The organism is Xanthomonas cucurbitae, from assembly GCF_002939885.1.
Classification (GTDB): Bacteria; Pseudomonadota; Gammaproteobacteria; order Xanthomonadales; family Xanthomonadaceae; genus Xanthomonas; species Xanthomonas cucurbitae.
Genome location: NZ_MDED01000013.1, coordinates 1 through 20,836, shown reverse-complemented (window position 1 = coordinate 20,836; position 20,836 = coordinate 1). Strand labels below are relative to the sequence as shown.

At 64.4% G+C, this 20,836-nt stretch carries 18 protein-coding genes and 2 tRNA genes; 14 read left to right on the top strand and 6 right to left on the bottom strand.

All coding sequences use genetic code 11. From position 1 onward, the window contains the following. Positions 1-15: 15 nt before the first annotated feature. Positions 16-1,263, bottom strand: a complete 1,248-nt coding sequence (locus XcuCFBP2542_RS08725; RefSeq protein WP_104603197.1) for an AcvB/VirJ family lysyl-phosphatidylglycerol hydrolase — start codon at positions 1,261-1,263, stop codon at positions 16-18. Positions 1,264-1,449: 186 nt separating this feature from the next. Beyond that, positions 1,450-3,291 (bottom strand): formylglycine-generating enzyme family protein, encoded by a 1,842-nt coding sequence (locus tag XcuCFBP2542_RS08720; RefSeq protein ID WP_104603273.1) that lies wholly within the window; start codon positions 3,289-3,291, stop codon positions 1,450-1,452. 125 nt (positions 3,292-3,416) lie between these two features. Between XcuCFBP2542_RS08720 and rnd the strand changes: the two genes are divergently transcribed. The 3 genes from rnd (at position 3,417) to XcuCFBP2542_RS08700 (ending at position 5,385) form a co-directional block, all read left to right on the top strand. Further along, positions 3,417-4,511, top strand: coding sequence for a ribonuclease D (gene rnd / locus XcuCFBP2542_RS08710; protein ID WP_104603196.1), 1,095 nt, complete (start codon positions 3,417-3,419; stop codon positions 4,509-4,511). 312 nt (positions 4,512-4,823) lie between these two features. Continuing rightward, complete coding sequence (locus XcuCFBP2542_RS08705; protein ID WP_104603195.1) at positions 4,824-5,225, top strand: H-NS histone family protein; 402 nt, start codon at positions 4,824-4,826, stop codon at positions 5,223-5,225. A gap of 84 nt (positions 5,226-5,309) precedes the next feature. After that, positions 5,310-5,385 (top strand) — tRNA-Ala (locus XcuCFBP2542_RS08700). 248 nt (positions 5,386-5,633) lie between these two features. On the opposite strand, the gene XcuCFBP2542_RS08695 is transcribed toward XcuCFBP2542_RS08700, so the two are convergent. From XcuCFBP2542_RS08695 to yecR, 3 genes are all read right to left on the bottom strand, one after another. Continuing rightward, positions 5,634-7,400, bottom strand: a complete 1,767-nt coding sequence (locus tag XcuCFBP2542_RS08695) for a S53 family peptidase (RefSeq protein WP_104603194.1) — start codon at positions 7,398-7,400, stop codon at positions 5,634-5,636. Positions 7,401-7,734: 334 nt separating this feature from the next. After that, positions 7,735-8,157 (bottom strand): hypothetical protein, encoded by a 423-nt coding sequence (locus XcuCFBP2542_RS08690; RefSeq protein ID WP_104603193.1) that lies wholly within the window; start codon positions 8,155-8,157, stop codon positions 7,735-7,737. 40 nt (positions 8,158-8,197) lie between these two features. After that, positions 8,198-8,440: a YecR family lipoprotein gene (gene yecR / locus XcuCFBP2542_RS20290; RefSeq protein WP_223214454.1), complete on the bottom strand. Its 243-nt coding sequence runs from the start codon at positions 8,438-8,440 to the stop codon at positions 8,198-8,200. A 261-nt stretch (positions 8,441-8,701) separates the two neighbouring features. Between yecR and XcuCFBP2542_RS08680 the strand changes: the two genes are divergently transcribed. Next, positions 8,702-8,971: a helix-turn-helix domain-containing protein gene (locus XcuCFBP2542_RS08680; protein WP_104603272.1), complete on the top strand. Its 270-nt coding sequence runs from the start codon at positions 8,702-8,704 to the stop codon at positions 8,969-8,971. Between the two features lie 37 nt (positions 8,972-9,008). Here XcuCFBP2542_RS08680 and XcuCFBP2542_RS08675 read toward each other — a convergent pair. Beyond that, a tRNA-Arg gene (locus XcuCFBP2542_RS08675) sits at positions 9,009-9,085 on the bottom strand. 139 nt (positions 9,086-9,224) lie between these two features. On the opposite strand from XcuCFBP2542_RS08675, the gene amaB reads away from it, so the two are divergent. The 10 genes from amaB to XcuCFBP2542_RS08625 form a co-directional block, all read left to right on the top strand. Next, positions 9,225-10,757, top strand: coding sequence for an L-piperidine-6-carboxylate dehydrogenase (gene amaB / locus XcuCFBP2542_RS08670; protein WP_104603191.1), 1,533 nt, complete (start codon positions 9,225-9,227; stop codon positions 10,755-10,757). Between the two features lie 339 nt (positions 10,758-11,096). After that, entirely contained in the window at positions 11,097-11,381 is a 285-nt protein-coding gene (locus tag XcuCFBP2542_RS08665; protein ID WP_104603190.1) for a DUF4190 domain-containing protein, read from the top strand. Further along, positions 11,378-12,151 carry a class I SAM-dependent methyltransferase gene (locus XcuCFBP2542_RS08660; RefSeq protein WP_104603271.1) on the top strand — a complete coding sequence of 258 codons (774 nt, stop codon included), beginning with the start codon at positions 11,378-11,380 and terminating at the stop codon, positions 12,149-12,151. Before XcuCFBP2542_RS08665 ends, XcuCFBP2542_RS08660 begins: the two co-directional genes overlap by 4 nt. Positions 12,152-12,156: 5 nt before the next feature. Then, a complete protein-coding gene (locus XcuCFBP2542_RS08655; protein WP_104603189.1) occupies positions 12,157-13,212 on the top strand; it encodes a quinone-dependent dihydroorotate dehydrogenase in 1,056 nt (351 codons plus the stop codon). Further along, on the top strand, positions 13,209-14,261 hold the full coding sequence (gene murB / locus XcuCFBP2542_RS08650; RefSeq protein WP_104603188.1) for a UDP-N-acetylmuramate dehydrogenase: 1,053 nt from the start codon (positions 13,209-13,211) through the stop codon (positions 14,259-14,261). Before XcuCFBP2542_RS08655 ends, murB begins: the two co-directional genes overlap by 4 nt. Beyond that, on the top strand, positions 14,255-15,166 hold the full coding sequence (locus XcuCFBP2542_RS08645) for a DMT family transporter (protein WP_104603187.1): 912 nt from the start codon (positions 14,255-14,257) through the stop codon (positions 15,164-15,166). Before murB ends, XcuCFBP2542_RS08645 begins: the two co-directional genes overlap by 7 nt. 358 nt (positions 15,167-15,524) lie before the next feature. Continuing rightward, positions 15,525-16,823 carry an MFS transporter gene (locus XcuCFBP2542_RS08640; RefSeq protein WP_104603186.1) on the top strand — a complete coding sequence of 433 codons (1,299 nt, stop codon included), beginning with the start codon at positions 15,525-15,527 and terminating at the stop codon, positions 16,821-16,823. Positions 16,824-17,071: 248 nt separating this feature from the next. Beyond that, the gene (locus XcuCFBP2542_RS08635) at positions 17,072-17,668 is read left to right on the top strand and encodes a DUF1629 domain-containing protein (protein ID WP_104603185.1); all 597 of its coding nucleotides are present in this window, start codon (positions 17,072-17,074) and stop codon (positions 17,666-17,668) included. A 184-nt stretch (positions 17,669-17,852) separates the two neighbouring features. Beyond that, positions 17,853-18,503, top strand: a complete 651-nt coding sequence (locus XcuCFBP2542_RS08630) for a DUF1629 domain-containing protein (RefSeq protein WP_104603270.1) — start codon at positions 17,853-17,855, stop codon at positions 18,501-18,503. A 35-nt stretch (positions 18,504-18,538) separates the two neighbouring features. Beyond that, positions 18,539-20,836, top strand: a 2,298-nt coding sequence (locus XcuCFBP2542_RS08625; protein ID WP_146090320.1) for a hypothetical protein, incomplete at its 3' end; no start/stop codon positions are given.

Genomic DNA, 20,836 nt, shown 5'->3' with positions numbered 1-20,836 from the left:
ATGCCTGGTTCTGATTCAGCTCCGCGCAGGCAGCTGCGCCGCATGCTGCCACCCTTGCAGCAGCAGATGGGCCAGGATCACCGGATCATGATCGAAGTGGTGACCGCCCGGTCGCGCCACCACCGCCACCCCATGCGCGCGCAGCTCAGGGCACAAGCTGTCCTTTTCCTCGGTGCCATAGATGCATTGCACGCGCTGCATGTCGAGCGCCTGCAATGCCGGCTCCACATCGCGTTCGGCATCGTTGTGCCAGCCCAGCCAACCGCCCACGCGCACCTTGAAATCGGCCTGGTGGCCCAGGCCGAGCAGGCTGACGAACTGCACCGAAGCGCGCTGCTGCGGCGACAACTGCGGATAGGCGAACGGCAGCACGTCGGCACCGAACGAATAGCCAACCAGCGCCACCTGCCGGACATGCCAGCGCTGCCGGTAGGTGGCGATGACCCGGTCCAGATCCGCGCCGATCTGCTGTGGCGTGCGGCTGGCCCAGAAGTAGCGCAGGCTGTTCCAGCCCACCACCGAGACGCCCTGCTGCTGCAACTGCGCGGCAATGCCCTTGTCCAGTTCGCGCCAGCCGCCGTCGCCGGACAGCATCACCACCAGGCGATCGCTGCCGGGCGCATGCAGTTCCACCAACGGCAGATCGCCCAGGCCTTGCGCCTGCGCGGCCTGGAAATGGCCGCGCGTGGCGGCGGCGATCTGCAGCGGGCCGGCATCATCGACCAGGTCGTCCAGGAACCCCTGATTGGCACTGGGCACATTACGCGAGCAGGCCAGCCCGGCATCGGTGCTGCCGGTATCGGCCACCACCGCGCCGCCGAGCACATCCGGCGCTGCCGATGCCAGCGCCTGCCGCGCCAGCACCGCACCATCGCCCTGCCCCACCAGTACCGGCGGCAGGAAGGCATCCACATGCTCGGCGCGCAGCAGTTTCTTGCCCAGGCGCTCGGCGTCGTCGGCGAGCGAACTGCAGGCCGCCTGGCGTGCACGCAAGCGTTCGCGATAGCGCGCGGTATCGATCACCGCCACCAACGCGCCATCGTTGCTCAGCATCTCGGCCAGTTGCTGCGTCTGTTCGGGGTGGCCGCTATCGGGCAGCAACACCACCATCGCCTTGGGCGTGCCCTCGGGGCGGATCACTTCCACCGAACGGTAGTGGCCGGCGATATTGCCAGCCTGCAGGTGCCGCGCCACGGCGTAGCCGCTGCCGACGACCAGCAGGATCGCCGTGCCCCAACGAAACAGTTTGATCCCCATGCCCATCGCGACTGTCCTTCAAAACACGCGTTATTCCACCACACCGGCACCTGCCGGTTTCAGGCGCCTGCACACTGTGTTCACTGCGGTTAAGCCAGTGGGCGCAGGGCCGACCGCTGGTCGGACCTGGCCTGCGGCGTTCATGCCCTGGAAACACGTCATGACCGATGCGGTTTGCAGCGGCGGTGCCGCTTAGATCCCGCGTGCCACCCGAAAGCCGATACGTGCGCTGGTGGTGTCCGAGTCCTGCGACTGTCGCCAGGCCGCGCGCGTCTGATGCGGCGAATTGGACCAGCTGCCGCCGCGGATCATGCGCTGCCGGCAGCCCGGGTTGAACCAGGCCGCACCATCGGCCGGTGCGCGGCGATAGCTGGCGTGCCAGCAATCGGCCACCCATTCGCTCAGGTTGCCCCCCATGTCGTGCAGGCCCCAGGCATTGGCGCGAAAGCTGCCTGCCGGTGCCGGCCCCCAGAAGCCGTCGCCGTAGCCGATAAATCCGTTGTTCCAGTGCCGGCCACTGCGCGAGACATCGTTGCCGCCGGTGAAGTTACCGGCATCGCGCGGTGGCGAGCCGGCGTTGCCCCAGGGGTAACGCCCGGTGGTGCCGGCCCGCACCGTGTATTCGAATTCGGCCTCGCTGGGCACGTGGTAGTGGCGGCCGGTCTGTTCCGACAACCACGCCGCATACGCTTCGGCATCACGGACGCTGACATGCATCACCGGGCTGTTGGGCGCGGCCTGCGCGCCGTTGTAGTCGGACTGCCAGTCCACGCCGCTGCGGCGGATGAAATTGCCGCTGCGCTCGTCGTACACCACCGAGTGCCCGCGCCGGGTGGCGCGCGGGCGGGCACCGGTGGCTTCGACGAACTGGCCGAACTCGGCCACCGTCACCTCGGTGATCGACAGCGCAAAGCCACGCGCGAAGCGCACGTAGTGCGCCGGGCGCTCGTTGTCGGACGCGCCGGGCTCGGCGTCGCCCGCCCCCATCTGGAACGCGCCATGCGGCACCACGATCATCTGCGGGCCACGCCCGCCCAGCGTGAGCCCGTCGGTGAACACCTGCCCGGGGCGAAAGCTGCCGTAGTGGGTGGCCAGTTCCAGCCGGCGGCGCAGGTCGCCGGCCAGCGCATCGCCAGGGTCGGCAATGCGCAGCAATTCGGCCAGTTTTTCGCCGGCCGCCTTGAGCCCACGCGGCGAGGTCAGGTCGTGCAGGCCGGCATCGTGCAGGCCGGCAATCTGCCCGCGCCGCAGGCGTTCGATGCGCGCGCGTGCATCGGCAATGGTGGGCGCACGCTCGCGCACCTGCGCGGCCATCTGCAGCCAGTAACGCGCGCCGATGAAATCGCTGAGGGCGGCAGCGCGCTCGGCACGCTCCAGCAGCGCGCTTTCCACTGCCGCCAGGCCCTGGCGGGTGCGCGGATCGTCCGGGTCCAGCTGCGCGGCATCGCGGAAATTCGCCAGCGCGCCATTGCCGTCTTCGCCCAGCCGACCCGCGCGCAGGTCGTCCTCGCCGGCGCGATTGAAACCGAGCACGCGCTCGGCGGTTTCCACCTCGCGCTGCAAGCTACGCACCTTCGGGTCCTGCGGCGCCAGCGCCATCGCCACCGCAGCCAGCTCGCGCGCCTGCTCCAGCGCATCGTGCTGGCGATCGCTCTGCGCAATCAACGCCTGGCCGCGCTCGATCAACCGCGCGCGCGCCTGGTCCAGACCGCGTCGGCTGGCCGCATCCTTGCCGCCGGCGCGCTGTTCGATGGCCAGATACAAGGGGATCGCGTCATCCGCATCGCGATACAGGCGGCCGTCCTGCAGCGCCTGTCCGGCGCGCTTGCGCGCTTGCGCCAACGGCTCATCGCCCAGATCCACCGCCGGCGGCTGCCACTGCGCGATGGTCTCGGCGGACTCTTCGCCACCGATGGAGACATTCGGCCTGCTCGGGGTCGCCGCAGCAGCCGGTGGCGGCGTTGCGGCTGGTACCGGGGCCGGGGCCGGTGCGCGCGAACAGCCGCACAGGCCCAGGGCGACCAGTGCCCCCATCGCGATCCGCTTGCCACACTTGCCCACCACCTGCTCCCTTCCAGTACTCTGCCGCACGACAGGCGATCGCGACGTTAGGCTATTCTGCGCGCTCTGCGCAAACCCTGGCTGTCGACGGAAATCACGTGCCCCACTGGATCACCCACCCCTCCGAGTTGAGCGAACGCCTGCAGGCATCGCGCCCTTCGCGTATCGGCCTGGATACCGAATTCATTCGCGAACGCACCTACTGGCCGCAACTGGCGCTGGTGCAGATGGCCGTCGGCGAGGAGATCCTGCTAATCGACCCACTGATCCCCGGCATGAACGAAGCGCTCGCTGCCTGGTTGACCGCCACCGACATCGTCAAGGTGATGCACAGCGCCAGCGAGGACCTGGTCACCTTCAAGTGCGCCTGCGGTGTGTTGCCGCGACCGCTGTTCGACACCCAGATCGCCGCGGCGATGGCCGGGGTGGGCGGCGGCATGGGCTACCAGAAGCTGGTGCAGGAAATCACCGGCACGCTGCTGACCAAGGGCGAGACGCGCTCGGACTGGATGCGTCGGCCGCTATCGCCCTCTCAACTGGAGTACGCCGCCGACGATGTACGTTATCTGTTCGCCATCCACGACGACCTCACGCGCCGTCTCACCGAACAGCACCGCCTGGGCTGGCTGGACGAAGATGCCGAACGCCTGCTCGCCACGGTCGAGCACGATGACGGCGAGCGCTGGCCGCATGTGAGCCTGCGCACCGCGCAGTTCCTGGAACCTGCCGCGCAACGCCGGCTGCTGCGGTTGCTGCGCTGGCGCGACCTGCAGGCACGCCAGAGCGACCGCCCGCGTAGCTGGATACTGGACAACGAGCTGGCCAGCCAGCTGGCCCGCTTTCCGCCGGCCGATCTGGAGGCGCTACAGCAACAGTTCGACAAGTTCCCCAAGGCGCCGCGCAAGCTGATCAACGCGGTATGGGACGCGCTCCACACGCCGCTGTCCGACGAAGACCACGCCCCACTGGCGCAGGCCGCCACCGACGGCAACAAGGCCGTGCTCAAGCGGCTGCAGGAAGCGGTGGCGCAACGCAGCCGCGAGCTCGGCTTGCCAGACGGCCTGCTGGCTTCGCGCCGCCACCTGGAAACCCTGATCGAGCAACACAGCTGGCCCACTGCGCTGGGCCAGTGGCGTCGCGCGCTGCTGGAAGCCCAGCTGCTGCCATTGCTGGGCGACAACCCGGCAGCATGATCGGTGCTACGTACCACGACCTAGGCGGGTGTGGCGGCATCACCGCTGCACCGCCCGGCGCGCCAGAGTGTGCTGGATGCGATCCATTCCGACGCCAGCAGACACGCACTGCAGCTCACACGGCGTCTTGGCGCCAGACTCACCTGTCTTGCGTATTGGCCGAACAGGTCCGCAACGACACCACGAAAGCCATCCAACACGGCCTGTAACGCACCGCAGCCAGGTCAGAACCTTGGCCTGCCCGGACCGCATGTCATAATGACGCACGCCCGACGGCGGCGTCTCCACTCCCTATTCCGAGGCCATACCTCTGTGAGCAATACTTCTTCGAAACTGGATTCCATCGCGCAAGCCAAAGCCAAGCTGCTGGACGAGCTGCAGAAGCTGGAAGAACAGGAGAAAACCGAGCGCGCCAGCGAGGCATCCTCTGCGCATGCCACCATCGTTTCCCTGATGGAGCAGTTCGCCGGCCACTTCAACACCAAGCAGCGCAACGATATCGCCGCCTACCTGGGAAGTGCCCCCGCGCGCCGGGAAGTGGTCAAGAGCGGCCGTAGCGAAGTGAAGCCGAAGTACCAGCTGCCGCACACCGGCGAGACCTGGTCGGGCCGTGGCCGCACCCCCAAGGCCTTCGCTGCCTGGGAAGGCTCGGTGGCGTACAAGGAATGGAAGGCCAAGCACCCGGACCTCAAGTTCCCGCTGGTCAGCGAATAAGGCCGGCACCATCGCGCCCTGCGGCGCGATCGGTGGCGACCGGCTTGGCGAACCGCCTGGCATGCGGGTAGAATCGCGACACGTGGGGCGGTAGCTCAGCTGGGAGAGCGTCGCGTTCGCATCGCGAAGGTCGAGGGTTCGATCCCCTTCCGCTCCACCATCTTGCCGTCCTAGACGGTGCAAACGAGGCCGGAAAGCCATGCAAAACAAGGCTTTCCGGCCTTTTTTGTTTCCAGGGCAGTCTAGCCGAGACCGCGCAAATCCGGCGGTAGCTGGCGGTAATTTTGGCGGTAGCTGGGGGTATCCCCTCCCCTGCTCATCGTCGAAAAAACCAGGTCAGATTCACTTTGAAAGCCAAGCTGACCCCGTTTACAGCACCGGCAGCAAACAAACACTGCCGGCTGTCGATCAAGGCGATGCATGCGCCAGAAAACGGTCGAAATCGCCGATATCCAGGCTTCCCCAACCCGATGCAAAATCCCAACCGCTGACGGCCGTGTAGCCATCGCCATACAAGCCATTCGTGCCGACAAGCACATCGTGTCCGCGTTGTGCCTGGCTGCGCTGATCGGCATAGCGATAGATCTGCGGGCCGATAAAACCCAGGTTCGGATGCGATTGCAGCAGACGCGCGACATAGCCGGCGAAGGTCGGCGCAGATGCGCTTGTACCCCACACGTACCAAGGTGCTTCGTTACCTTGGGCATCGCTGCTCAGGATCTGCGCGCTGCTCGAGAACGCGCCGTTGAAACTGACGTCCGGCACTGCACGACGCCCGGAACTCACCTGACCGGCGATCATGCTCTTCTGCCATTGCGGCGCAGCGCCGAGCCTGCTCGCACCGCCCTGTGAGATCTGGCTGCCAACACCCGCATTCCAGACGTGTTCGGCCACGTAAGTTCCTGGGCTGCCGACCTTGGTCTGCAACTCGGTGGCACCAACGGCGATGGCATATGGATCCGATGCGGGGAACGCAACCTGCCGCTGCTGCGGGCGACCCTTCAGGCTGTCGTAGTAAGGCGCGTTGGCGCGTGCACTCAGCGGTTGATAGATGCCATCGTCACCGCTGGAAATCAGGAAATTCTGTCCCTGCCGCACTGCCTTTGACAGGCTTGCATCCATCGCCTGGAACACCGCCTCGTTGATATCAGTCTCCGCAGCACCGATGGACATACTGACCACACGCGCGAGGTTGTCGTCGCTGGCGCGCGTCATGCCATCGACCAAACTCTTGAAGGTGAAGTCCGGCACATTATAAATAAGCAGGCGCTTCAATCCGCCAGCGCTACCCAGTAGCAACTGGGTATCCATATTCCATTCCACCTCGTCGTTGACCACGCCATAGCCTTGCGCTGCAGGATCACCTACCGTAATCACCGTGACCGGTGTATGCAGGCCATGCAACGCCTGGAAATGCTGCAGACGAACCAGTGTTGTTTGCAAATTCCCCACAGCGATCACCGCACCCACCACGTCGCTGGCCGGTGCCAGCGCATTGGCGCCATACGCACTGTTGAGTTCTTCCACACTGTGCCGCACCACCTCCGAAGCCGCCGCTGCAGGTGCGGCTGCGACCATGGTCCGCAGCATCGCATCAGCACTCTGCGCATCAGCACTCGGTACCGCGCGCCGTGGTGGCCGGGCAAGGCTCAGATTATCCAGCCCCAACACGCCCTGGACGGTGTCACGCAATGCTGCAGGCAGCTGAATCGGGTTCTGATTGAAGTAGACCGCACGTCCGTCGAGGCTACCCGAACGCAATGTCACCCCAAATGCAGACTGCAATGCCGCCACCGTACTGCCCACTTGCAACAGGCGACCATCGGAGACGGCCTGCACGTCGGTAATGCCATACTTGAGGAAGTATTGCTTGATCTGCGCGATGTCGCTGGCAGCCCCCTGGGTGCCCCTGTCCAGGGTGGCACGCAACATCGGGTCGGCAGAATCATGTGTCAACCATCGATCGATCGCCGTATGTTGCGCTGCTGCATCCAGGCGCGGCTTGAGCACGAGCGTGACCTGCAACCTGCTTTCTGGCGCCATTGGCGCACTGGAAGACACTCTGGAAGACACATCCAGCGGATGCAGATCCAGGTTCGCCGCGCACACGCTACTGGTGCTACACACCGTTACAACCGATGCCAGCAACGCCATGCTCAAAGGGGTTCGCATCATTGAATGTCTGCCGCACAGTCGTGGAAGGTCCGCCAATTGTTACGAGCAGGTATAACCGTTGATCCCGCTCAATGCGAAGTTGTTTAGCGCATAACGAGAAAGCGCGACGCACATGCGACACCCCCGACGTCAAGCGTGTCAACCAGCATCCGTGCCAGCAACCTAGCATGACGTCGCATGGGAAAACCGCTGAAAAGCCAACCTGGCACAGCCCTCTCCCTAAAACGTGGTGATACCTCAGAACGTGACCTTTTTATTTGTCCGCCTGTAAATCACTCTGACCCCTTTTGCCCTTATTTGTCCGCCTGTAAATCACTCTGACCCCTTTTGCCCCTCAACCGATTGGCCTGCTACCCATTGCTTGGTGCAGTAAGACAAACGACTCGCGAGCACGCACAAGCCCTAGCCTTATTTCGGTGATGGAGTCCACGGACTTATCCATGTAGAAGGCCACATCGTCAGGCGATCCGATCATGCCTTCCAGCACCTCAAGCTGAGTCCCCGCAATGAGTGGGTTCGCCAACTTGCCGTAACTCAGGGAATCTGCAAGGCTCTTGAGGCAGATTGCAATAAAGTAGGTTTTTTCTGCGGCATCGGCTCCCACTTCAGCTGCGACGAAATCAGCTTTGGCTTTCACTGCTGAAGCAAGCGCCTCCACGGCATTGATACTTTGGCGAAACCGCCAGAAACTCCACAGGTACCGCGCAAGCCAAAGACCCGCTGCACATACCGCGACCATTCCTATGAACTCAAGCATTGCGCCTCCTGCGGCAACGGTATCTGTATCGTTTCGGTGGCTACTGCTGACTAGGCGAACCTGTGCACTGGAACTCAACGGTCACTCGCCTTGATCCGCAGTTTCCGAATCCTCGGCGCGACAGGCATTCGGTACTCTGAGACCCGAATGGCTCCGCTCCTTTATAACCCCAGTTCCGGCACTTCTGCTCGGCTAGATGGATTGCCTGCTGCTCGCTTAGATCAGTGCGCTGGAATTCATTGCGCTCATACGAAAGCGCAATCACACCATCTGCGCGGCTCATTTTGGTTGGCAGCCAGTCGGCGTGAGTGGCACATGCGCCGACAAGCAGCACGACGGCCGCCGCACCGCAAAACTTCAATTTCATGGTGAACCCCCTTGGCATTCGGACCTCAGTTGTACAGGGCAGTCGCAGAGCTGTCCGAGCGCTCCACCAAGGAATGATAGAAGAGCCAGACATTAATGTCACTCATAGAGGGTGTCCTCATAGGGCGTGGCCCGATAGAGGTTGCCACCGCATCGTTCTCACATGCCAGAGAAAGCGATGCCAACCGATCCCCGTGTCCTGTTTGGGCTGCGACTTGCCGAGGTCCGCAAGACCAAGGGACTCTCCCAGGAACGTCTTGCCTTGGAGAGCGGGTTGGCGCGCAGCTACCTGGGCGGCGTCGAGCGCGGGCAGCGCAACATTGCGCTGTTGAACATCTACCGCCTTGCTGAGGCGCTGGGCGTGCATCCAACTTCGTTGCTAGAACCCCCATCTTCCAGATCAGCCCCGGATGAACAACCTACTGAGAGATCACAGCTGGTGGCCTAGGCGCCAGAATCACCGAAGTCTGCAAGTGGTTGATCCCTGGTGACCCCGGCCCGATTCGAACGGGCGACCTTCCCCTTAGGAGGGGGACGCTCTATCCAGCTGAGCTACGGGGCCAAGGCGCGCATTGTCGCATGTTCAGCCAGCTTGCCAAGCGGGCGGGCGGTGGGTGGAGCCTGCTAAAATCGCCGGCTAGCCGTTGCCGACAGGTCTTGCCTGCACTGCGGCCGTCCCGTTCCGACTTCCAGGAGATTTCATGTCCGCTGACCTGCTCAAGGCGCTCGACCTCGCCGCGTCCAATTCCGGCACCTACCTCGGCAAGGCGACCTGGTCGCAGGCCACCGGTGTCGGCGTGCTGCAGCCGCTCAATCCGACCACCAACGCCGTCATCGCCGATGTGCAGGCGACCACGCCGGACGATTACGAGCTGATCATCCAGCGCGCGCAGGCGGCCTTCAAGGTATGGCGCACCACGCCGGCGCCGCGTCGCGGCGAGGCGGTACGCCTGTGTGGCGAGGCGCTGCGTGCGCACAAGGATGCGCTCGGTTCGCTGGTGGCGCTGGAAATGGGCAAGAGCAAGCCCGAAGGCGATGGCGAAGTGCAGGAGATGATCGACATCGCCGATTTCGCCGTGGGCCAAAGCCGCATGCTCTATGGCTACACCATGCATTCGGAGCGCCCTGGCCACCGCATGTACGAGCAATACCAGCCGCTGGGGCTGGTGGGCATCATCAGCGCGTTCAACTTCCCGGTGGCGGTGTGGGCGTGGAATGCATTTTTGGCGGCGATCTGTGGCGATATCTGTATCTGGAAGCCGTCCAACAAGACACCGTTGACCGCGATCGCGACGATGAAGATCTGCAATGCGGCATTGAAGGATGCCGGCTTCCCGGACATCTTCTTCCTGGTCAACGATGCCGGCACCGCGTTGTCGGAGAAGTTGGTCCAAGACAAGCGCATCCCGCTCATCAGCTTCACCGGCTCCACCCAGATCGGCCGCGTGGTGGCCGAGAAAGTGGCTCACCGCCTGGGCCGTTGCCTGCTGGAACTGGGCGGCAACAATGCCATCATCCTGGACGAGACCGCCGACCTGAAACTGGCGATCCCCGGCATCGTGTTCGGCGCGGTGGGTACCGCCGGCCAGCGTTGCACCACCACCCGCCGGCTGATCGTGCACGACTCCCTCTACGACACCGTGCTGGCCACATTGGTCAAGGCCTACAAGCAGCTCGACGGCAAGATCGGCGACCCCACCGATCCGGCCAACCTGATGGGCCCGCTCAACAGCCGCGGCGCGGTGGAACAGTTCCTGGCCTCGATCGCCAAGGCCAAGGCATCCGGCGGCACGCTGGAGATCGGTGGTACCGCCATCGAGGGCCCTGGCAATTTCGTGCTGCCAGCCATCGTGACCGGGCTGCAGAACAGCGATGAAGTCGTGCAACACGAGACCTTCGCGCCGATCCTGTACGTGATGAAGTACGCCACGCTGGACGAAGCGATCGAGCTGCAGAACGGCGTGCCGCAGGGTCTGTCGTCGTCGATCTTCACCCAGAACCTCAAAGCAGCCGAGAAGTTCCTGTCGGCTGCGGGCAGCGATTGCGGGATTGCCAACGTCAATATCGGCACTTCCGGTGCAGAGATTGGCGGTGCGTTCGGCGGGGAGAAGGAAACCGGCGGTGGCCGCGAATCCGGCTCGGATGCATGGAAGGTCTACATGCGCCGCCAGACCAATACCATCAACTACTCCGATTCGTTGCCGCTGGCCCAGGGCATCAAGTTCGACCTGTGATGGAGATGCCCACGCGCCGGGTGTTGTTCCGGCGCGTGGGTCTGGCTGCGCGGGGTACGCACTGACGCACGCCGTGCTGCACCGAGTTGGTGCGGGAGTGGCTGGCCGGGCAGCCGCACACGCGCCGTGACAGACAGCTGCCCAGCCCCTGCACGGCCACCACGTCTGCCATCCGGGAACACGCGCCCTCCAAGGCGCCACCCCGGCCCGCCACGGCTATCCGCACCGTTTGAACCAGGCAATCCAACACCCTGCTCGATGGACACGCCGTTTGGCCGGCCGCTCTGGGATAATCAGGCGACGCCAGCCGTCGGCTGCCGCACTTTAAAGGAGTTCATGATGAACGTTGTCGTTCGACAGACCAGCGCCATGGCCATCGTCAGCCTGGTCGCCGGCATTCTTGGCTGGACGCTGATTCCGTTTCTCGGCAGCATCTGCGCCATCATCACCGGCCACCTGGCGCGCGCGGAAATCCGCCGCAACCCGCAAGGGCTGGATGGCGACGGGCTGGCGATCGGCGGTCTGATCCTGGGCTGGCTGGCCGTGGCGTTGTGGGTGGTGGGCATTGCGTTCTTCCTTCTGTTCTTCGGCGGCATGGCGTGGCTGGCGGCCGCCAACAGTTGAACCGCACCGTCCCTGCATCGGCGCAACGCTTCGACGACCGGGTGGCTGCCTACGTGCGCTACCGGCCGGGCTACCCGCCGCAGCTGTTGCGCTGGCTGCACGACACCCTGGGCATCACCCCCGCCACGCCGGTGGCCGATATCGGTGCAGGGACCGGCATCTCCAGCCGCCTGTTTCTGGAAGCCGGCTACACGGTCACCGCCGTGGAACCGAACCCAGCGATGCGCGCAGCCGCGCAACACTGGCTGGCGGAATTCGGCAGCTTCCAGGCCATCGACGGCACCGCCGAAGCCACCGGGCTGGCCGATGCCAGCGTGAGCCTGGTGTCAGCAGCACAGGCCTTCCACTGGTTCGATACCCAGGCCGTGCGCCGCGAATGGACACGTATCCTGCAGACCGGCGGCTTGGCGGTGGTGTACTGGAATTCGCGCGAACTGGACTCCACCGCATTCCTGCGCGGCTACGAACAGCTGCTGCTGGACTACGGCACCGACTATTCGGCTGTGGCTGAGCGCTACCAGGACGATGCGACCATGCAGGCCTGGTTCGGCGACGGCTTCCGCGCGATGGCACGCTTTCCCAATGTGCAGCGGCTGGATTTCGACGCCTTGCGTGGCCGGCTGCTGTCGTCTTCGTATGCGCCGCTGGCACACGCTGCGCAGCATGCGCCGATGCTGGCCGCGCTACGTACCCTGTTCGATGCGCACGCGCACGACGGGGTGATCGACTTTCACTACCAGACCCGCATTTTCGCCGGAAGTTTGAACTGACCCGCATGTATTCGTTTGTCCGCCCCTTGCTGTTTTCCCTCGATGCCGAACGCGCCCACGCGCTGGCATTGCGCTCCATCGATGCCGCCTACCGCACCGGCACCACCGCGCTGCTGGCCAAGCGTCCGCAGCCGCTGCCGACGCCTGCATTCGGGCTGATGTTTCCCAACCCGGTGGGGCTGGGCGCCGGGTTGGACAAGAACGGCGAACACATCGATGCGCTGCTGGCGTTGGGATTCGGCTTCGTCGAGATCGGCACGGTGACCCCGCGTGCGCAGGCGGGCAACCCCAAGCCACGCATGTTCCGCCTGCCCGACTACCAGGCGGTCATCAACCGCATGGGCTTCAACAACCTGGGCGTGGATGCGCTGGTGGCCAATGTGCAGCGCGCGCGCCGTCGTGGCGGCCTGCTCGGCATCAACATCGGCAAGAACAAGGACACCCCCAACGAAGAGGCCACCAGCGATTACCGCTATTGCATGGAGCGGGTGTACCCGCTGGCCGACTACATCACCGTCAACATTTCCTCGCCCAATACCGCCGGGCTGCGCGAGCTGCAGGAAGAACAGGCGTTGCGGCGCCTGATCGCCGACCTGCGCGACACCCAGGAAGCGCTGGCCGCGCAACACGCAAAGCGCGTGCCGATGCTGGTGAAGGTGGCGCCAGACCTCAACGACCGCGACATCGATGCGGCCGCACGCGTGCTGGCCGATCTGGCAGTGGATGGCGTGATCGCCACCAACACCACGGTCACGCGCACGCTGGTGGCCACGCATCCGCTGGCCGCCGAAGCCGGTGGCCTGTCGGGAGCGCCATTGCTGGCGCAATCCACCCTGGTGCTGCGCCGCCTGCGCGCGCGCCTGCCCGAATCGATTCCGTTGATCGGCGTGGGCGGCATCGGCTCCGGCGCCGACGCGGTCGCCAAGATGGCCGCCGGTGCGAGCCTGGTGCAGTGCTATAGCGGGCTGGTGTATCGCGGGCCGCCGTTGATCGGCGAATGCGTCGATGCCATCCGCCGCCGCCGCGAGGCGCCCAGCGGCGGCATGGTATCGCCGTTATGAGCGCTGCGGTGCGACCGGGCTGGCGCCTGAGCGAACACGCCTCGCTGCGTGGGTTGAACACCTTCCATGTAGAAGCCAAGGCGCGCTGGCTGCTGCAGATCGACACGCCCGAGGCCTTGCCACAGGCGCTGGCAGCGCCGCAGATTGCCGGCGAACCGCTGCTGGTACTGGGCAGCGGCAGCAACGTGCTGCTGGCCGGCGATCCGCCGGGCTGCGTGCTGTGTTTCGAAAACCGCGACATCGCCATCATTGCCCACCATGCCGACCATGCCATCGTGCGCGCCGGTGCGGGAGCGAACTGGCATGCGCTGGTGCTGTATTCGCTGCAGCAGGGCCTGTCGGGACTGGAGAACCTGGCGCTGATTCCCGGCACCGTGGGTGCCAGCCCGATCCAGAACATCGGCGCGTATGGCGCGCAGGTGGGCGACTTCATCCATGTGGTGGAGGCCTTCGATCAGCACGGCCAGCAATTCGTGCGAATGGGCGCAGACGCCTGCGCGTTCGGCTACCGCGACAGCGTGTTCAAGCAGCAGCCCGAGCGTTACCTGATCGTGGCGGTGGAGTTCCATCTGCCGCTGTTGCACGAACTGCGGCTGGACTACGCGGGCATCCGCGAGGAGCTGGCCAGCATGGGGGCCGAACTGGCCGGTGCAGCCGATGTGGCGCAGGCAGTCATCAATATTCGTCGACGCAAGCTGCCGGACCCCGACGTGCTGGGCAATGCGGGCAGCTTCTTCAAGAACCCGTTGCTGCCGAGCGAGCAGATCGCGGCCTTGCAGGCCACCTTCGCCGACATGCCGGTCTACCCCGGCGAACACGCCGGCCAGGGCAAATTGTCGGCAGCGTGGTTGATCGAGCAATGCGGCTGGAAGGGCCGGCGCGAAGGCGATGCCGGCGTGTCGCCCGATCATGCGCTGGTGCTGGTCAACTACGGCAGCGCCAGCGGCGCGCAGTTGCTCGACGTCGCACGGCGCATCGCCGAATCGGTGCGCGAGCGCTATTCGGTGATCCTGGAACCGGAGCCGCGCATCATCGGAGCGCATTGGTGACGGCATCGCCGGCGCCGATGCGCGCCGCCGTGTGGATGCTCGTCAGCACGCTGGCCTTTGGCCTGATGGCCATCTGCATCCGGCTGGCGTCCGCGCACACCCCGACCAGCGAGATCGCGTTCTTCCGCAACGCCTTCGGCTTGCTGGCGCTGCTGCCATTGATCGTGCGCCCGGGCAAGCCGCTGCCGCGCACGCGCCAGCTGCCGCAGTACTTCGCCCGGACCTTGATCGGCCTGGCCTCGATGCTGTGCGGGTTTTGGGCGATCGGGCACCTGCCGTTGTCACAGGCGATTTCGCTGTCCTACTCCACGCCCTTGTTCGTCACCGTGCTGGCAGTGGTGTGGCTGCAGGAACAGGTGCGAATGCGGCGCTGGCTGGCGGTGGCGGCGGGTTTCATCGGCGTGCTGGTGATTTTGCGGCCGGGCTCGTCCACCTTCAGCCCGGGCCTGCTGGTGGCGCTGCTGGCCGCGGTCATCAGCGCCATCGTGGCAATCCAGATCAAGCAGCTCTCGCGCAGCGACGACGCCGACACGGTGGTGTTCTACACCTACGTGTTCTGGGTGCCGATGTCGCTGCTGCCGGCGTTGTTCCAGTGGAGCTGGCCGCAGGGCATCGACTGGCTGTGGCTGGTGGCGACCGGCATCTTCGGCACTGCCGGGCAGGTGTTCTGGACCCGCGCACTCCGGCTGGGCGAGGTCTCGGCGCTGCAGCCGATCAGCTTCATGCAATTGCCGCTGGTCGCACTGCTGGGCTGGTGGTTGTTCGGCGAGGCGATCGAGCGGCATACCCTGATCGGCGCGGGCATCATCATCGGCGCCAACGTCTATATCGCCCATCGCGAAGCAGTGCTGTCCCGGCGCGCCGCCACGCATGCGCCGGTGGAAGGCGCCAAGCCCGGCGAATAAGCCCTGTCAGCAACACATAGCGAGCAAACGACGCATCCGGCCGGTGATGCGGTGCGACTGCGGCGCCCCGCATCCGGCCAGGCTGCCGCCGTGCAGCCTGGACTCACAGGAGCGGCAACAGGCCGGCGCTTGGCACGCTCATGACGGTGGTCGCACGCGCATGGCCGGCAACCGGTGCCGTGCGGCGTTGGCCGCGGCCCCGGCAAGGCGCGAAGCCTGCCAGTTCGTTTTTGCATACACATTCGCGCACATGCGAGTGATGTTCGGCGCCCAACCACCCGCTTGGGCACGCTAGTCTGGCAGAGGCCGCGCATTCCGAAGCGCTGCACGCCTCCCACGCCCAGAAGGATGCCTGCCAGTGACCATTGACTCGCCCTCGCCCGCCACCCCCAGGCCACTGCATGCCGGTGATTACAAGACCCTGGCACTGTCGGCACTCGGCGGCGCGCTGGAACTCTACGACTTCATCATCTTCATCTTCTTTGCGGCCGTGCTGGGCGATCTGTTCTTCCCACCCGGCATCCCGGAATGGATGCGGCAGTTGCAGACCTTGGGCATCTTTGCCGCCGGCTACCTGGTGCGGCCGCTTGGCGGCATGGTGATGGCCCATTTTGGCGACCTGATCGGCCGCAAGCGCATGTTTGCGCTGAGCCTGCTGCTGATGGCGCTGCCCACGCTGTGCATCGGCCTGTTGCCGACCTACGCGCAGATCAGCATGGCGGCACCGTTGCTGCTGCTGAGCGCACGCCTGTTGCAGGGTGCCGCGATCGGCGGCGAAGTCCCCAGCGCCTGGGTGTTCGTGACCGAGCATGTGCCGCCGCACCGTACCGGGCTCGCCTGCGGCACGTTGACCGCCGGCCTGGCCGGTGGCGTGCTGCTCGGCTCGCTGGCCGCCGGCGCGCTCAACCGCCACTTCACCCCTGCCGAGATCGCCGACCATGCCTGGCGCCTGCCGTTCCTGGCTGGCGGGGTGTTCGGGCTGTTGTCGGTGTACCTGAGGCGCTGGTTGCACGAGACGCCGGTGTTCACTGAGCTGGTCGCCATGCGCGCACTCGCGCGCGAGACCCCGCTCAAGTTGGTGCTGCGCGATCACCGACGTGGCGTACTGCTATCGCTGGCGCTGACCTGGATGGTGGCCGGCGGGGTGCTGGTGGTGTCGTTGATGACGCCCGGCCTGTTGCAGAGCAGCTATCACTACCCGGCCGAGGTGGCGCTGCAGGCCAACAGCCTGGCGGTGGTACTGCAGGCGCTGGGGTCGGTGGTGGCCGGTGCATTGGCCGACCGCCTTGGCAATGGGCGCGTGCTGCTGGTCGGCAGTCTCTTCCTCGGCGTGGCGGCGTGGCTGTTCTACCGCCTGGCCGGCGATCCACACCTGGTCTTTCCGCTGTACGCACTGCTGGGCGCGTCACTGGGCATCCTGGGCGTGGTTCCCTGCATCATGGTCGCGGTGTTCCCGGCGGCGGTGCGGTTGTCCGGCGTGTCGTTCGCCTACAACCTGGGCTACGCGGTCTTCGGTGGGCTGACGCCGCTGCTGGTGGTAATGCTGGTCAAGCAGCATCCGATGGGTGCGGGGTACTACGTGATGCTGCTGGCGCTGATCGGCATCGTGATCGGTGCGAAGCTGCTGCGCCCCGCGCGGCGAGAATCGATCGCCTGAAACGCGGCAGCTAGCCACAAAGAGACAGCCCACGAACCGTGCCTTAGGCCGGGATTGTGGTCACACAACGAACGTTCGCCTTCGGTCCAAATATGCTCGAACGTGTGTATGCAGGACATGGTCCTGCCCAACAGCTCCGTTGATTGGGGGGTAAGCTTTCCTCAACACGCGAAGGCACATCCAATATGGACGAGACGCAGCACATGGACTCAACCATTCCAAACAAGCCCGAACCAGGCGCCTTCTAAATGTTCGTATCGGACATGGAGAGCAACAGGCAGTCCTGCGGGATTCAGTTCACGAACGAGCGCCAGCTCCTTTCGTCGCCACGGCTGATCCCGCGGCAGGAAGGTGGTGGGTTTCCACCCCTTCGCGAAACACCATTGCTGACCTACGACCCAAGCGTCGGCCCCAAGCCCCGGGATTTGGAGGCTGGGTTCAGCGGCTACTGGCTGGTGTCCGAACGTCTGCACGACATGATGGTGGCCGTTGATCCGAAGGCGTTTGCTTTCGCCGGCGTGGACTACCGTCTAGCCGACGGAACGCCAGGCCCGCGCCACTACCTTTGCGACGTGGTGCGCGAGCTGGACGCTCTCGATGAGGACGCATCGAGGTTGCGGATCAAAATCGATGACGACTACGTGCGCGGGAAGTTCTACGCTATGGCAGGTGGCGCGAGCTTGATATTCGGCCGCGAAGCGCTCGCAGAGGCTCACGTCTTTCGCACGCCTTTTAATCCAAAGGCGTTCTGCGACCACGTCTTCAAGGCCGCAGTCCTCGCTGCCGGCATTCCTGACGATGCGGAATCCAGCGGCATCTCGTTCATCGTCGCGTCGGATATTTGATTCCACGAGGCAACGAGGACGGAGCCTAGGTCATGCCAAGCAGCAATCCCCTGTTCCAGGGCCACCATGCCCGTAAATAACAGATTCTTGCCAATATCACGTTGTAGTAAAGTAGGGCATACAGGTTGACTTAGCTTCCAGTGCTGGGGATATGCTGTCCCCAGCACGAAGAGACGACGCTTATATGGGCAAGACGCAAACCATGGAATCCAATCAGCCCACAGCTGGGGAGTTCTTCATCTTGCAGCCGGACGCCCGCAGGGGTGGGAAGGGTCACGGTCTCGTCTTTGAGAACGAGGAGGCGTTGCTGACACCTCCCCGGCTGATCTTGCGACCCAAAGCTCGTGGATTCCCCCCACTGCGAGAAGTTCCGCGTTTGGTCTACGACCCAACGAAAGGCGTGCGTCCGGAAGACTTAGAAGGTGGTTTCAGCGGCTACTGGCTGGTGTCTGAGCGATTGCGTCGAGTGATGGAAGCGGTCGATTCAGAAGCTTTTGCTTTCGCCAACGCGGACTATCGCCTTGCCGACGGCTCCAAGGGGCCGACAGTCTTCCTATGCGATGTTGTGAGGGTGATAGATGCCCTGGATGAGCAGTCGTCTCAGCTTACGATCGAAATCAGCGACGATTTTGAGGGGGGTAAGTATTACGATCTCACCGGCGACGTGCGGCTCGCATTCAAGCGGGATGTGTTGGGTTCTGCGCATGTGTTCAGGCTGCCATTTAACGGCTTCGTTTATTGCGATAAGACGTTCAAGGATGCCGTAGAGGCTGCGGGCATTGTCACGCCCGGCGATTCCAGCGGGCTTTGGTTTGACGACGTAGTGAACTACTGAATCGAGCACGTAAAGCGCCAGTAAGGGGCCAATCCATGTCCAGCTATCGGACACTTTTCCAAGACCACCACAACATCGAGCAGCAGACGCTAAAAAATAGCGAACTGCTTGCAAAGCTGAGTCAGGCTGGCAAGTTTGATATGCATGCTCCTGAGAACCGGCTTTTCCTCCCTTCGGATCCGAAGTTTGCGCAGGCCATGGGCATCACGCCGCATAGCGGTGGTCCGCTGGCCGAATACCAGCGAGGGATGATCCGACGCCTTGATCTCATCGAATCTTCTCGGGTTGGGCAGGCTGCTTTGGAAGGCGACCCAGAAGCCATGGAGCGAGTTGCCAAACGCGTTGAACATCTGCGAGATACGATCAAGGTAGGCCTGATCAACGGCGACCTAAACACGAACACGCCGGTTGGCCAAACGACAGGGCAAGCCACCCAAAAAGTCCGAGAATTCTTCCACAACATCCCGGCATACGGTCAAGTCCACGCCCAGCAGATCGAAAACATCAAGGGCTTCAACGGGCTGGATCATGGCTGGGGTGCCGTGGCGCATTCCGAATCGCGCATCGTCACCACGCTCAATCAGATTCAGACCAGTGATACCGCAATCGTTCGCGGAGGTGACATCCAACTTCAACGCAGTGGCTTGTCCCTGGCGATCGCCAACGCGCATCACGACGGCCGCGTGGTGTTGTCCGAGCAGGGCATCGCCAAGGTTGAAGAAACGCTGGGCGAACAAGCGGCTCATCACCTTCGCGTTCCTCGTGGCCAGCGTGGTTCGGTGTCCACGGAACTACTGCTGGGCGAAGCCTCCGCACGCGGCCTGGCCCGAGCCGGTGGCTTGCTGACTACGGGCATGGATGCGGTCACGACCGCTCGCACGGCATCAACCTTGATGGAGCAGGGCAACACGACAGCAGCCCAGTCCGAAGTGAACCACGCCATTGCCCGCAACGCGGGCGGTTGGGCTGGCGGTGCCTCTACGGCAGCAGCGTTGGGCAGCGGCAGCGGCTTCGTTCCTGCGGCACTGGTGGTGGGCGATGCGCTGTTGATGAGCAAGGCCTTCGACAAAGGCGCTGACCTGTTGGACAACCGTTCCATCTATCACCAGACCGACAAGGCTGGGATGGAGTGGCAGTTCAACGGACGGGATTGGCAGCGCCAAGGTGCTTTCGAGCGTGGTGTCGATGGGCAGGACACTCCTAGCCAAGTTCCGGTGGGGGCCAGCTACGCCAAGTCGCAGGAACTGTGTGCCATGGCGAACGCCAAAGCCGCCGAGTTGGCTCTAGGCAAGGTGCCACCGCCGCTGGATCCGTTTAACCTGCCGGCCAAGCCTGGCGACCAGACGGGTCTGGACAACCAGAACTGGCAGCGTAATCCGGCCACCGAGTCCTGGGAGCGCCAGGTCAAGACCACTGTGGCGGGTGCCAACGACAGTGGCGTCTACGAGCCGCAGACCGCCAACCCAGCGCAGGCGCAACGCCTTAACCAGGAAGCCCTGAGGCGCATCGAGAACGATATCGCCACCGGCCGTGAGGCCATCGCCCAGGCCTACCTGGAGAACCATACCGCCCAGCGCGGTCAGGACTACGGTGTGGGCGTTCCCGCCGCCGTGGAAAGTGCTCGTGCACAGCAGGACCGGGTGCAAGGCCGCGATGGTCAGACCTACCAGCGCAATGAGGCTGGGCAGTGGGCCGGCAAGGACGGAGTGGCCACCGGCAACCTAGCGGTCGAGTTGGAGCTGACGAATCAGATGCGCCAGCCCTCGTTGGAGCGCGCCCAGGAAACCCTCGCCGCCATTGAGGCGCGCCCTGCGCCTACGCCCGCGCAGATGGAGCACAACGAGTTCCTGCATCGCTACCGGGCCGCGGGCGTCGACCTCAACGCCCAAGAGAACAATCTTCAGGCGGTGGAACTGGCCACCCAGCGCACCAAGCAGGCCGAAGGCCTCACTGGCCCGACGATGCAGCAGCTGAAGCCGAACGAGCAGGGGCAATACGGCTACGACAGTCCCATTGCCCACTACCAGACCGGACCCGATGGCGTAGCCCACCAGGTCGCGGTGACCACCCCCGAAGAGCTACGCCATGCCAAGGCCGAGCTGGACCAGCCCGCAATGGCGCACGCGCCGACGCTGGGCGCAGTCTCCGTGTCAGCGTCAGGCCACAGGAAGGAGCAGGAAGCCGAGCCGGCGCAGGAGACGGCACCAGGTCCGGTGGCCGACACGCTTGCACATCCTGACCGCCTCACCGACACGCCGCTATCGGAACAGACGGCACCGCGCCGCATGGACCCCTTGGTCGAGCAGTTCTATGCTGCCTTGGAAGCCGGCGAC